Origin of the sequence: Mycobacterium sp. 012931 (genome assembly GCF_000419295.1) — a bacterium.
Classification (GTDB): Bacteria; Actinomycetota; Actinomycetes; order Mycobacteriales; family Mycobacteriaceae; genus Mycobacterium; species Mycobacterium marinum.
Window position 1 is genome coordinate 2694828 of sequence record NZ_AOPX01000001.1, and the last position, 13362, is coordinate 2708189.

General features: G+C 63.9%; 6 protein-coding genes and 2 pseudogenes. 2 read left to right on the forward strand and 6 right to left on the reverse strand.

Features of this window, described 5'->3' with window-relative positions; all coding sequences use genetic code 11:
• Positions 1–2 precede the first annotated feature (2 nt).
• The 3 genes from cysK to MMSP_RS11990 form a co-directional block, all read right to left on the reverse strand.
• Complete coding sequence (gene cysK, locus MMSP_RS11980) at positions 3–935, reverse strand: cysteine synthase A (protein ID WP_020786802.1); 933 nt, start codon at positions 933–935, stop codon at positions 3–5.
• Positions 932–1348, reverse strand: coding sequence for a hypothetical protein (locus MMSP_RS11985; protein ID WP_015356452.1), 417 nt, complete (start codon positions 1346–1348; stop codon positions 932–934). The genes cysK and MMSP_RS11985 overlap by 4 nt, the downstream gene beginning before the upstream one ends.
• Positions 1349–1655: 307 nt before the next feature.
• The gene (locus tag MMSP_RS11990) at positions 1656–3302 is read right to left on the reverse strand and encodes an NAD-dependent malic enzyme (protein WP_020786803.1); all 1647 of its coding nucleotides are present in this window, start codon (positions 3300–3302) and stop codon (positions 1656–1658) included.
• A 416-nt stretch (positions 3303–3718) separates the two neighbouring features.
• Between MMSP_RS11990 and MMSP_RS11995 the strand changes: the two are divergent.
• Positions 3719–4408 (forward strand): annotated as a pseudogene (locus MMSP_RS11995) (MFS transporter); the annotation flags it as partial.
• A gap of 10 nt (positions 4409–4418) precedes the next feature.
• On the opposite strand, the pseudogene MMSP_RS12000 reads toward MMSP_RS11995, so the two are convergent.
• The 3 genes and pseudogenes from MMSP_RS12000 to MMSP_RS12010 form a co-directional block, all read right to left on the reverse strand.
• Positions 4419–4982, reverse strand: a pseudogene (locus MMSP_RS12000) (PPE family protein); the annotation flags it as partial.
• A 905-nt stretch (positions 4983–5887) separates the two neighbouring features.
• Complete coding sequence (locus tag MMSP_RS12005; protein ID WP_020786806.1) at positions 5888–7585, reverse strand: adenylate/guanylate cyclase domain-containing protein; 1698 nt, start codon at positions 7583–7585, stop codon at positions 5888–5890.
• A 555-nt stretch (positions 7586–8140) separates the two neighbouring features.
• Positions 8141–12349 (reverse strand): bifunctional nitrate reductase/sulfite reductase flavoprotein subunit alpha, encoded by a 4209-nt coding sequence (locus MMSP_RS12010; RefSeq protein ID WP_036426450.1) that lies wholly within the window; start codon positions 12347–12349, stop codon positions 8141–8143.
• Positions 12350–12794: 445 nt separating this feature from the next.
• Between MMSP_RS12010 and MMSP_RS12015 the strand changes: the two genes are divergently transcribed.
• Positions 12795–13271, forward strand: coding sequence for an LppP/LprE family lipoprotein (locus MMSP_RS12015; protein WP_015356448.1), 477 nt, complete (start codon positions 12795–12797; stop codon positions 13269–13271).
• The last annotated feature ends 91 nt before the right edge of the window (positions 13272–13362 follow it).

Here is a 13362-nt window from a genome sequence, read left to right on the forward strand (position 1 = left end):
GGTCACTCGCTCAGATCCGCGAACAACACCGTGCTCAGATATCGCTCGCCAAAGTCGGGTAGGACGACGACGATGAGTTTCCCGGCGTTCTCCGGCCGGTGGGCTAGCTCGCGCGCCGCCCACACGGCCGCGCCCGACGAGATGCCGACCAGCAGTCCTTCTTCGGTTGCCATCCGTCGGGCCAGCTCGAGGGCATCGTCGTTGCCGACGGTTATCACCTCGTCGACCAGGGCGAGGTCGAGCACCGGGGGCACGAATCCCGCACCGATGCCCTGGATCGGGTGCGGTCCCTTCTGTCCACCGGACAGCGCCGGGGACGCCGCCGGTTCCACGGCAACAAACTGGGCCGAAGGCCTGCGCTGCTTGATGACCTGGGCAACTCCGGTGATTGTGCCGCCCGTCCCGACTCCGGATACGAAGATGTCGACCTTGCCGTCGGTGTCGCGCCACACTTCTTCTGCGGTCGTGACGGCGTGGACCGCCGGATTCGCCGGATTTTCGAATTGCTGGGGGATGAAGTATCGGTCGTCGGTCTTGGCCAGCTCCTCGGCTTTGGCGATGGCGCCCGCCATGCCCTCCGCGCCGGGGGTGAGGACGAGCTCGGCGCCGTAGGCGCGCAACAGCATGCGCCGCTCGATGCTCATCGTGTCCGGCATCGTCAGCACGCACTTGTAGCCGCGTGCGGCGGACACCATGGCCAGCGCGATGCCGGTGTTGCCGCTGGTCGGTTCGAGGATGATGGTGTCGGGTTTGATCAGACCGGCTTTCTCGGCCGCATCGATCATCGCGACCCCGATGCGGTCTTTGATGCTTCCGGCTGGATTGAACGATTCCAGTTTGGCGACGACATCGGCCGCTGCGCCGTCGGTGACCCGCCGCAGCCGGACCAGCGGCGTACCCCCAATCAGCTGGGTGATGTTTTCTGCGATGGTCATTGGCAGTCTCCGTCGGTGTCGGCGCCGCCCGCGGCGGCCACCCGGATGCGGTCGAACTCGGTTGTGGTGGGAGCAGGAGTCGTTGGCCAAACTGGGAGTCGGTGCGTGGCGCCGGCGGCCGCCTCGGTACCGGGGCGCCCGACGCGGCCAGTGCCGCTGAGGCTCAGGGGGATTGGCGCCCGTGGTTGGTCCGAGAAAGCGGAGCCGGAAGCGGTGGTGGGCTGGTCGAGTTCGCCGACGTCCGGGCCGGTACAAGTGCGCGGGTTAACGGCGGGAAACGCTGAGATGTCCTGCCGGACAACGCCGTTGCCCGGCTTTACCGCCACTCGCGCGGCGGCCGGGCTGATCAGATGGTGGTAGCGCGGTGTCCGGTCCGCCCGGGCTTTGCGGTTGGGTACGGATAACACAGTCATAGCGGGGTTGGTCTTCCTGAAGACTTTGGTCAGCTTGCGTCACAATCCATGAGGCGACAGAGGCGACGATTACTGGACGGTCAGAACGCGTCAGGAATCAACAGCAACAACAACAGTCCACGGCGGGGCAGCGCGTGAGGACAAAGCTCAGCTGTGCGGCCTGTTGCATGGCTCTACTATAAGGCATGCGGGTATTCCGCCTGTTCGGACGGCAGGGCCCGGCATGCGCGTCGAGTGGGCTTGGCTGCTGGCTCGTGCCGGTTCACGGCTGCGGGGCGGGTCTGGAGCGGTAGCGCGATCGCCGACACTAGTCGTATTCGGGCAGCCACATGGTTTCGCGAATGGCCTGACCTACGTCAGCATGGATTCTGGTGGCCACGTTGTCTGCGACGGCTGCTTGGTACACGGCCGCCGCGACCGTTCTCGAAATCCCCCGCAGGTTCTGGACATCCGGCAGCAGGGAATCCCCGGTCGTTGTCGGACTCGCCTGGTGCGCAGGGGCTTTCGCTGCCGCTCGCAGCATGCCCTGGGTCAACAACCGGGCCCCGGCCACGATCACGCCCAGCCCTATGCCGGGGAACACCAGCACGTTGTTGGCCTGGCCGATCGTGTAGGCGATGTCGTGGTATTCGACGGGTGCGACCGGGGTGCCGGTGGTAACCAACGCCTTTCCTCCCGACCACGCCAGCACGTCGGCGGACATGGCCTCCATCCGCGAGGTCGGATTGGACAGCGGAAAGATCATCGGGCGATCGCACGATTGCATCATCGCCTCGACCACCTCTTGGTTGAATGCGCCGGAGACGGTCGAGGATCCGAGCAGGACGGTCGGTGCGGCGAGCTTGATCGCGTCGACCAGGCCCACCCGATCCGAGGCGCCGACGCCTAGCCGGGCCCGGTTCTTGGCGTAGGGCACCTGGAACTCGCGCAGGTCAGCCATGTCGTCGAACAACAGGCCTTGTTTATCGACGGCCCAGATCTGCGACGTTGCCTGCTCGACGGTGGCGCCATCGGCGACCATCGCGTCACGGATCTGGTCGGCGACTCCAACCCCGGCGGTACCGGCGCCGAAGACAATCACCGTGTTGTCGCGCACCGGGACTCCGGTGACATGGGATCCGCCGTCAATGGCCGCCACCACCACCGCGCCGGTGCCCTGTACGTCATCGTTGAACACGCAGTAGTCCGCACCGTATGTCCGCAGGATCATCCGCGCGTTGGTCGGCCCGAAGTCCTCGAAGTGCAGCATCGCGCGGGGGAACAGCCGGTGGGCGATCTCGATGTAGCGCTTGATGAACTGGTCGTATTCCTCGCCGCGGCGCCGGGCATGGCGATTACCCAGATAGAACGGGTCCTGCAACAGCTGTTCGTTGTCGGTACCGACATCGAGTGACACCGCCAGACTGCGGCGAGGGTCGATGCCGCCGCCCGCGGTGTACAGGGCCAACTTGCCCACCGCGATCTGGATGCCCCCGACGCCCCAGTCTCCGATGCCAAGGATGGCTTCGGCGTCGGTGCAGACGATCAGGTCGACGTCGTCGGGACCCAGACCGAACGTTTCGAAGGCAGCAGCGATCTCATCGAGCTCATCGATGCTCAGAAACAATCCCCGTTGACTACGGTATTCATCCGAGAAGCGTTGGATGGCCTCTCCGACGGTGGGCGTGTACACCACCGGCATGAGCTCGACCAGGTGCTCGGTCAGCACTTTGTAGTACAGCAGTTCGTGGCGATAGTGCAGCTGCTCCAGGAGCAGATTGCGGCCCAGGTCAGTGGCCAGGCTTTGCAGCTGATGCCATACGCGTTCGGACTGTTGGTCCAGGGTGAGCACGGCGGCGGGCAGTCGGCCGGTCAGGCCCAGTGCTCGACGTTGCTCGTGGGTAAAGCCGACGCCGCGATTGAGACTTGGTGTGGACAACGCATCCGGAAACCGAGGCACCCGGGCATCGCTCATCGATAGCCTCCATCCGTGACTTGACGAGTTAAGCCACGGTAACGCCCCGCGGCGGCCCCGGGAAGATGATCGGCGCCTGCGCGTTTCTGCCGGCTGTTTCCCGGCGGACTGGTCGGGCTTCCGGTATCGCATACCGCTGTCGCTGAGGCGTTTTCGGCGTTGTCGGCCCGGACGCCGCGCTGGCCAAGCCGCGCCCTGGGCGCACGCTACGGGTGGGTTTGGGGAGCCCGGCCGGGACCATGGTGAATGATCTCTCGCCGCAATCGGGCATAAGGAAGCTGCCGGCACATATTTATTCACGCCAAGTTACAAATTCGCGGACACCGACGGTTATCGAAGCTTACAGTTCACCGCAGATCGTTGCCGAAATTCACGCAATCGGGACGCGCTCCCAATGCCTGATGAACGGGGCCGGTATGAACCGCACTCAGCTCCTCACCATCTTTGCCACCGGGCTTGGCCTATTCATGATCTTCCTTGACGCGTTCATCGTGAATGTGGCGCTACCGGACATCCAAAATACCTTTGGAGTGGGGGAGGACGGCCTGCAATGGGTGGTGGCGGCATACAGCCTCGGCATGGCGGTCTTCATCATGTCGGCCGCCACGCTTGCCGACCGCTACGGCCGCCGTCGCTGGTACCTGATGGGTATCGTCTTGTTCACGCTGGGATCGATCGCCTGCGGTTTGGCGCCCTCGATCGCGATGCTCACCGCTGCGCGGGGGGTTCAGGGTTTCGGTGCGGCAACGGTCAGCGTCACTTCACTGGCACTGGTGAGCGCCGCATTTCCCAACCCGAAGGAGAAAGCGCGAGCGATCGGGATCTGGACCGCGGTCGCCAGCGTGGGCACCGCTACTGGCCCGACGCTGGGCGGTCTGCTGGTGGATACGTGGGGGTGGCGGAGCATCTTCTACGTGAACGTGCCCATGGGGGTGTTCGTCATTCTGCTCACCGTCGGATTTGTGGCGGAGTCGCGCAACGCCCGGGCCGGCCGGTTGGATCTGTCTGGTCAGGCGCTGTTCATCGTCACCGTGGGAGCCTTTGTTTATGCCGTAATTGAGGGCCCCCAGATCGGCTGGACATCGCCGCTGATCCTTACTCTGCTCATCAGGGCTCCGGCGTTCCCTGGCCGGCGAGGGTACCGATTTCGGCCTTGAGTACCGGCGGGGCTGGTGTGGTGTGGGGCATCGAGGCCAGTGTCGTGCCCGAGACGACTTGATAGGCGCTCATGGTGGTGGCCGCTTGGATCCACATCCGTGCGTAGTCGGCTTCGTTGAGCGTGATGGGGATGGTGTTGAGCCCAAAGAAATTGGTCGCGACCAGCGCCGTGTGGGTGGTGTGGTTGACGGCTAGCTCCGCCAGTGTCGGCATCGTTGCCAGCGCGCTGGTGTAGGCCCCGGCCGCCACCTCGTGCTCGGCCGCCGTCGCCGCGTAGCCGGCGCTGGTGGTGGTCAGCCAGGCTAGGTACGGCGCGTGCGCATCGACATAGCTCTGCGCGCTCGGCCCCTCCCACGTAGCGGCCGCTCCACCCAGCAAGGTGGTGAGCTCCTCTGCCACCGAGGCGTGTTCGGCAGAAAGTGCCGTCCATGCCGTTGCGGCCTCATACAGTGGGCCCGGGCCCGCGCTCAGCAAGGCCGAATGCACTTCCGGCGGCGAAGCCATCCATACAGACGCCGTCACGAGGGGGCTCCTGAAGTCATAGCTCCTCGGTCCGGGGCGGGTGCGTTGCCCTGGGTGCGCGGTTCCGCCAAAGCTGACGACAACGGATCTGCCCAAGCAGGCGGCGAGGCCAGCTTGCCCTGCCTCGCCAACAACAGAGCACTCAACGACGCCGCGCCCACCGGGCGCGCATCCCTAGGAACCACTGCTCCTCCGATCGTCAATACCTGACAGCTTTGAGGCCTTGAGGCTGCCCCTGGTCGCGAACAGCCGCGGCTAGGGCTGCTGGCCGCTGGGAAGGCAAATCCGCATTTGCGGCCGAGCGTAGCAAATGGTTGCCGGGCCTTCCGAAATCGACTGTTCGGTGAGACGTCTTGACAGAGAGGGCATTTCGACGGCTCAAACGCGTGGCTGTAAAGGAGGTGGACAGTACCTTTCGGTAAGGTATGAGTGGGGCATTTGTAAAGGTGATGACTGCTCACCCTCTGCTGTGGCGCAACAAAATGTGGCCGATCTTCGCCGGCCGCTGATGCGCCAGCCTTGGCGGACTTGTATCGATAATCCTGAGAATTGTCGAAACACGTTTAGCCACAGCGCTATTAGTTCACCGCGCAGGTTGAGTTGGGTCCCTCGAGGTAGCGCGGGAACGCTAAGCGGGACAATGAAATAGAAGTCAGCTCTGGTGATCCGACGCACGGTGGGCCGGTTGATGCGCGCGATGGGGCGCGGCGAGGGCCGGCGAGGTCTGGGGCACGACCATCTCGGTTGCCCGCAGGGCATGTGTCTCGCGGATTTTGGAGCTGCCGCACTTGATGCCAACCGCAACTCACGGGTTTGGTTGGCCGACATGACCCTGCTGGACCCGCATGCGGCACAAGTAGCGTGCGCATGATCTCAGTGGGGAACCGCGGCTGCTCCCAGTCCGATCACCGAACCATGTTGGACGGAAATCCGGATGTGCGGATCTGCGCCGGCAACGACTCGACCACATGTGTGTCACGGGGGCCGGTGGGGCAGTCGTTGGGGCTGGCCAGTTGCGTAAGCCGGTCGAGGTCCCGCAGCACCGTGTGCCCGCCCAATGTCCAGTGCTGGCTCTCGTCGGGGGCGCTCGCCTGCACTGTCTCAGCCGAACTCAGGACGCGGTGTGGATCCGATTTCGCCAGTTCGCACAATCGCGCCGCGATGTTGACCGGTTCACTGATGACGGTGTATTCGAACCGTTCGAATGCTCCTACATTGCCCGCCAGGACAGCTCCCGCGGCCACTCCAATCGCGGCCTGGCACTCGGGTACCTCGTTGGCGAGTCGATGAGCGATCGCGCGGACGGCGCCCAGCGCGTCGGTTTCTGGTGAAAGCGCCCGGATCGGGGCGCCGAAGATAGCCAGAGTTCCGTCGCCCTGGAACTTGTTGATCAGTCCGTTGCGTCGGCTCACCTCGTCGATGATGACGGCAAACATTTGATTGAATAGCCGCACAACCTCGGCGGGAGGGCGGGCGGTCACCAAACGGGTAGATCCGATGATGTCCACGAAAAGAACCGCAACGCAGCGCTCTTCGCCGCCAAGTTCGAAACTCTGGTCCTCGGCGGCAGCGGCGACGTCACGCCCGACATGACGGCCGAACAGGTCCCGGATCCGTTCACGCTGGCGCAGCCCCTCAACCATTGCGTTGAAGCCGCGCTGCAGTTCGCCGAGCTCGGTCCCGTCGAAGACATCGAGCTGACAATCAAGGTCACCAGATTCCACACGCTTGAGGGCTGAATGTAGATCGCGCACTGACGTCGCAGTCAGCCAGGCCGCGATCATGTTGCACAGCACGCCCGAGACGAGCGCGGCCGGCGCCAGCAACAACAGCACGAGCCCAAGATCGTTCCTGGTCAGGTGTTGTTGCGACATCGCGAACGCGACAGCGAGGATGATCCCCACCAGTGGAACACCCGAGCCCAACACCCACGACGTCGTGGCGCGTCCCATCACGCTGGGGGCAAGACGCCGTGTGGGCTGCCCGCCGCCAAGCGCGATGGTGGCCGCCGGCCGCAGCATCAGCTCGGCGAAGAAGTAACAGGTAGCCGACAGTGCGATGCCACTTAGGCTGGTGCCGCGAATGATCTTGGGGACGTACTCGTAACTGACGCGTCCGTAAAGGACGGCGAACAGTGCCGAACCGATCGTCCACGAGACCACGGGAACCAGGGCTAGGCGCCAGGGGGCGAGGAAAGCGTTGCATTGGTCCTTTGCCGTCAACGGCTGATTGTCGTTCTCCCATCGCAATCCGGCGAGGACCCGCTTGATGAGCCACACCCAGCCGAAGGTCATTGCCATGACAACGTAGACGGGCAGGACCCCCTCGGTGATCCACAGAACCTCTGGTGCGAACATGTCTGGGGTCGGGATCGCCACGATGACCAGGACCAGAACCAAAGCAACGCCGGCCAGGTTCGAGATCATCATGAAGCCGAATAGCACTGGCCTGGCACTGGATCCACACCGCAGCGATGCGGCGAGGTCGTCGGTGAATTTCCGGACCATCATGATCGGCAGGCGTCGGGGAGACGCGGTCGACTCGCCGGCCAGTCTGGCAGGGCTGGGATCGGTGCTCGCCGGTCCGGGCCGTTCCGGGTCCAAATATGACCTCCTGTATTGGGAATTCGGGCCTGTTTGTAGGTCTCGCGATAGAGGCAACAACGCCCGAACGGGAGAAACGGCTCTGCGGCGGGGCTTCAGTCGTGACCAAAACACCATGTGAATGCCGATTGCGTTACCGAAGATGTTACCCCATAAGGGGATATGAATGGCCTGGCTGCCGCAGCGTTAGGCCTGGAAGCCAGCGGCTGGGGTGGAGTTTTCGGTAGCCAACCGGGCACTGGGATATCGCGCCTTTCGGCCATCACAGATCGCGCAGCTCCGGTGGAAGCATCAGCAGTCCAATGCTATTGGTCACCTGCCGATATTCGCTTGGTTGCCGCGACCGAGCAGCCCAACACGGCCCGGGCTGATACCGAGATCACGTTTGCCTAGTCAGTATTGGTTACGTCACGTTTTTGTTGGATCCAGCGAGTACGTGTGCCAGAAGGTCAGTGGCCGGGTAGAGCAACGCTCGAGCGGGGAAGTGTCCAAGCAGGGCCGGCTCACTGTCGCGAGCAATCCACTGCGACCGCTGGCCGGATTCGATCGCCAGGCTCAGTAGACGTCGCGGTGGTAGCGCTTGTCCGCGCTCAGCGCGTGGACAAAAGCAGTTGCAGACTCTGGGTCCAGGCCGCCGTGCTCGGCCACGATCTGGCAGAGCATGCGGTCAACGTCTTTGGCCATCGGGTCGGCGGTGCCACAGACGTATACCTGCGCCCCGTCCTGTAGCCACTGCCACAGCTGTGCTCCGCGCTGCTGCATCAGGTGCTGCACGTAGACCTTGTCTCGCTGATCCCGGGAGAACGCCAGGTCCAGGTTGGTCAGCAGTCCGTCGCGATGCATGGCCTGTATCTCATCGCGGTAGTAGAAGTCGGTCGCGGCATGCTGCTCGCCGAAGAACAGCCAATTTGGCCCGGTGTGGCCGAGGGCGCGTCGTTCCTGCAGGAATCCCCGGAACGGCGCGATCCCGGTTCCCGGCCCGATCATGATCATCGGTGTGCGGGGATCGCTTGGAGGCCGGAAATTGCTGGATTTGCGCACATAGATCGCAATTTGATCGCTGGGGCTGCGGTCGGCCAGATAGGTCGAGCACACTCCACGCCGAGGGACGCCCTGAAAGTTGTAGCGCACCGGCGAGACTGTCAGATGAACCTCACCGGGGTGCTCTTTGGGGCTGGACGAAATCGAATATAACCGGGGCTGAATGGGTTTGAGTACACTCATCCACTCGTCGACTGAGGCGCGGACCGGTGACTGGGCGAGCAGGTCGACCGACTGACGGCCCCAGGTCCAATCGGCAAGGGCGGCTTTGTTCTCCGGGCGCATCAGCTCGGCAAGTTGGTTCGCGGTGTTGGAGTCCAGCGTCCGTTGCGCCACGAATCGCAGCAGGTCCGGGCTCAGGTGTGCGATTTCGAACGGGTCTGTCAGGGCGGCGCGCAACGACATCGTCCCGTGGCCGGCGACCTCGACTTCGGTGTGGCCGTCCAACCGGGTCACACCCAGCCACTCGTCGACAAGCTGATGGGCATTGCGTGGCCACACCCCAAGAGCGTCCCCGGCCTCGTAGCTGACCGTTTGTTCGGGAACCCGAAATACCAGTTGTCGAACGTCTTTGGCCGAGCGCGGCCTGCTGAGTGTGGTGTTGCGCATCACGCTGGTCAACAATGGGCGCTTCTTCGTGTAGCCCAGGGGGCGGCTGGCGATGCTGGCTGCTCGAACAGGCTCGGCGGTGATGACCGGCGGGGCCGTGCGGCGCAGCCCGTCGAGTACCTCCTGCAGCCACCTGGCGGCGGACTCTTCATAGTCGGGCTCGCAGTCGACGCGGTCGGTAATGCGGGAGGCACCCAGCTCGGCCAGCCGGTGGTCCAGGGCGCGCCCATGGCCACAGAAGTCGGCGTAGTTGGAGTCGCCCAACGCGAGAACCGAATAGCGCGTGCCGGCCAGGCTCGGGGCCGTTGCGGTGCAGAGCTCGCGCCAGAAGGCGGCACCGTTGTCCGGCGGTTCCCCGTCCCCGGTGGTGCTGGTGACAAGCAGCAACCGTTGGGTGGACACCAGATCGGCCACCGCGAATTCGTCCATGCCATGCAGTACAACCGGCAGCTCGGCGGCGCTCAGTTGTGCGGCGACGCTGGCGGCGAGTTCTTCGGCGGTGCCGGTTTGCGACGCCCACAACACCACGATCGGGGGTTGCTCGACGGCAGCTTCGGCGGCGTTGTCCGATTGGGCAGCGGCACCGGGCGTTTGGGGGAACGGCAAGGCGGGGGGTGTCTCGGCTCGTGCGAACATGCCCGCGAGTAGGCCGTCGAGCCACAGCCGGGTGCCGGTATCGAAGGGAGAACTGATGGGCAGGGTCGGCACCCCGGCCATGCGTCGACCGGTTTCTGAACGCAGCCCGGCTATCAGGCCCGCCAGGTAGGAGCGGGCGAACGGACCGAACTGCGGGGTGGGTTCGTTTGCGACGCCCAATAGCTCGGCAAGAGCGTCGACCTGCGTCACGCTGAATTGGGCTGTATCGGCGAGCAGCTTGGGTGCTGTCGCATCCGCGCAGGCGTCGGCGGGTTCGCCGGGTTCTGGTTGCAGCTGCGGCCTGGCGACCTTGGTCAGGGTGACCGCACAGGCGTTGTATTCCGGTTGGCGCGATATCGGGTCTACCGCGTCGTTGGTTACGGCGTTGATGGAGAGATATTCACCGAATGCGTCATTCCAGTGGAACGGGACAAAGCAGTTGCCGGGCCGGACGCGGTCCGTGATCACCACCGGCAACACGGCGCGGCCGCGGCGGGACGCGATCTCGATGTGGTCGCCTTCGCAGATCTGCATATCGGCGGCGTCGTCGGGATGGACCTCAACGAACGGGCCGGGGTTGAGCTTGTTGAGCTTGGCGATCTTGCCGGTCTTGGTCAGCGTGTGCCACTGGTGGGCTAGGCGCCCGGTATTGAGTAGGAATGGGTAGTCGCCGTCGGGCATCTCATCGGGCACCAGGTGCGGGCGGGCGAAGAACACCGCACGCCCCGTTGCGGTGGGGAACGCCAGCCGCGGGACGGTGCCATCGGCGCGAACGAATTGCAGCTGGCTGACACCGTCGTTGAGGTAGCGGATCGGGCTTCGGTTGCTCGCGCCGTCCGGCGGACACGGCCACTGCAGCGGGGTTTCGCGCAATCTGTCGTGGCTGATACCGCGCAGGTCGTATCCGGTTGCCGGATTGGAGAAGCGCTTGATCTCCTCGAATACCTCAGCGGCGGAGCTATAGCTGAACGACTCCGAAAAACCCATCTCGCAAGCGATCCGGGCGATGATCTGCCAGTCCGGTAGCGCGTCACCGACCGGATCAACGGCCTTCGGGAACAAGGACATGTTGCGTTCGCAGTTGACCATCACGCCGTCGGATTCGGTCCATAATGCGGCCGGCAGCAAGACGTTCGCGTACTCGTTGGTCTCGGTTTCAAAGAACGCGTCCTGGCTGATCACCAATTCGGCTTTCTCCAAGCCGGCCAGGACGGTTTTGCGATTGGCTACCGTGGCAACGGGATTGCTGCAGATGATCCAGCACGCCTTGATCTCGCCGTCGGCCATGCGGGAGAACATGTCGATGACGCCGCCGCTGACATCGGTGCGCAGCGCCCCACCGGGTAGACCCCATTGCTCCTCGACGAACTCCCGGTCCGGCGCCGACAACACCGAGCGTTGTCCGGGCAGACCCGGCCCCATGTAGCCCATTTCGCGTCCGCCCATGGCATTGGGCTGGCCGGTGAGGGAGAAGGGGCCGCTACCCGGCCTGCAGATCGCGCCCGTAGCCAGATGTAAGTTGCACAGCGCGTTGGTGTTCCAAGTTCCATGAGTGCTCTGATTGAGTCCCATTGTCCAGCAGCTCATCCAGTTCGCCGCCGTACCGATCCAGCGTGCCGCGGTGCGGATGTCCTCGCTGGGAATGCCGGTGATCTCGCTTACCCGGCCGGGGGTGAACTGCTCGAGGAAACTCGGCATCACCTCCCATCCCTCGGTGAACTCGGAGATGAACTGCGGATCGGTTTGTTCGTTCTCAACGATGAGGTGCAGCAGGCCGTTCAGTAGTGCGAGGTCGGTGCCCGGCGCGATCTGTAGGAACAGATCGGCTTTGTCGGCGGTCGCCGTGCGCCGTGGGTCGACGACGATCAGCTTGGCGCCGGACTTGACGCGTTCCATCATCCGCAGGAACAAAATCGGGTGGCAATCGGCCATGTTGGCGCCGATTACCAGAAACACGTCGGCGTGGTCGAAGTCCTGATACGAGCCCGGCGGACCATCCGCTCCCAACGACAGCTTGTAGCCCGAGCTCGCACCCGCCATGCAGAGCCGAGAGTTGGATTCGATCTGGCTGGTGCCGATGAACCCTTTGGTCAGCTTGTTGGCCAGGTACTGGGCCTCGATCGACATTTGTCCTGACACATAGACGCCGACGGCGTCCGGCCCGTGCTCATCGATGATGGCGCGTAACCGCATGGCGCACTGGGTGATGGCATCGTCGATCGGGATGGATTCCAGGTGCCCCGCTCGGTGGGCCCGCAGGTGCGCCGATTCCATCCGGCCGGGCGCGGCAAGCAGGTCCGCGGTGGTCGTTCCCTTGGTGCACAACCGGCCGAGGTTGGCCGGATGCGACTTGTCCCCAGTTGACTTGGCGACGCGACGCTTTCCCGTCTGCGGGTCGGTCGTAGTTTGCAGCACTATCCCGCAGCCGACGCCACAGTACGCACACACGGTTTTCACGGCGTCCTTGTTGGGCGCCATGAGTTCCCTGGCCACGCCGCATCCTTTCTTCCCTGCTGCACAAGGGGTTATGCGCTGAAATCTTGCGATAAGGATGTTTCAGCGCGGGATGTCGAAGGTTTCGGCCGTTTTACGGTTTCCTCGCAGCGGGCCGGGCCTGCCGGTGCGTTGTTGGAAACGGCACCAAAACCTTGGTTACGCAGTTGAGCCGATTCCGGTCATCCCCAAGGTCTTCGTCGACCCGGCTATCTGTCGCCAGGCTACCGCCGAAGACACCATCATTATTCGCCTGAGCTGGGGTTTTGACGAAATCCGGGGGACATTCACAGTTTGCGTCAAGCTCGCGAGACGCGCCTTCCCACGCCGTGATCCTGACCTCGGTATTTCGGGGTCTACAGACGTTGTCCAACGGGTTCACAGACTTCGCTAAGCTCGCGAAGTGCACCGTCACCTACGCGTGATTCTGATGATCCTGGGGCTGGTCCTGGGTTTGGGTGCCCCCGGCTGCGGCCACAAGTCTGCGCCACGGCCGACTACCGCGCCGGATACCTGCAAGAACTCCGATGGGCCGAGCTCCCAGACGGTGCGTCAAGCCATTGCCGCGGTTCCCGTCGGGGTGCCGAACTCGACTTGGGTCGAAATCGCGCGGGGACACACCAAGAACTGCCGCTTGTACTGGGTGCAGATAATCCCCACCATTGCCTCCGAGTCGACTCCGCAACAGCTGCTGTTCTTCGACCACAACACCGCGTTGGGTTCACCAACTCGAAACCCGAAGCCCTATATAAGGGTGCTGCCCTCTGGTCAGGACACCGTGACGGTCCAGTACCAGTGGCGGGTGGGTAGCGATCCGCAGTGCTGTCCGACCGGTAGCGGCACCGTGCGATTCCAGGTCGGGCCGGACGGCAAGCTCAAAGCGCTCGGTCCGATACCACACCAATAGCCGCGCTAAGCAGTCGTTTTCGTCTCGCCTCAGCAACTACTCGCTGTGAAGCACCCCCAAACCCGCCAGTGGTGTGCTCGACATCACTGGA

Excerpts from the sequence above, each read along its gene's own strand:
- cysK (WP_020786802.1), bottom strand. The coding sequence starts at position 935 with ATGACCATCGCAGAAAACATCACCCAGCTGATTGGGGGTACGCCGCTG.
- MMSP_RS11985 (WP_015356452.1), bottom strand. The coding sequence starts at position 1,348 with ATGACTGTGTTATCCGTACCCAACCGCAAAGCCCGGGCGGACCGGACA.
- MMSP_RS11990 (WP_020786803.1), bottom strand. The coding sequence starts at position 3,302 with ATGAGCGATGCCCGGGTGCCTCGGTTTCCGGATGCGTTGTCCACACCA.
- MMSP_RS12010 (WP_036426450.1), bottom strand. The coding sequence starts at position 12,349 with ATGGCGCCCAACAAGGACGCCGTGAAAACCGTGTGTGCGTACTGTGGC.
- MMSP_RS12015 (WP_015356448.1), top strand. The coding sequence starts at position 12,795 with ATGATCCTGGGGCTGGTCCTGGGTTTGGGTGCCCCCGGCTGCGGCCAC.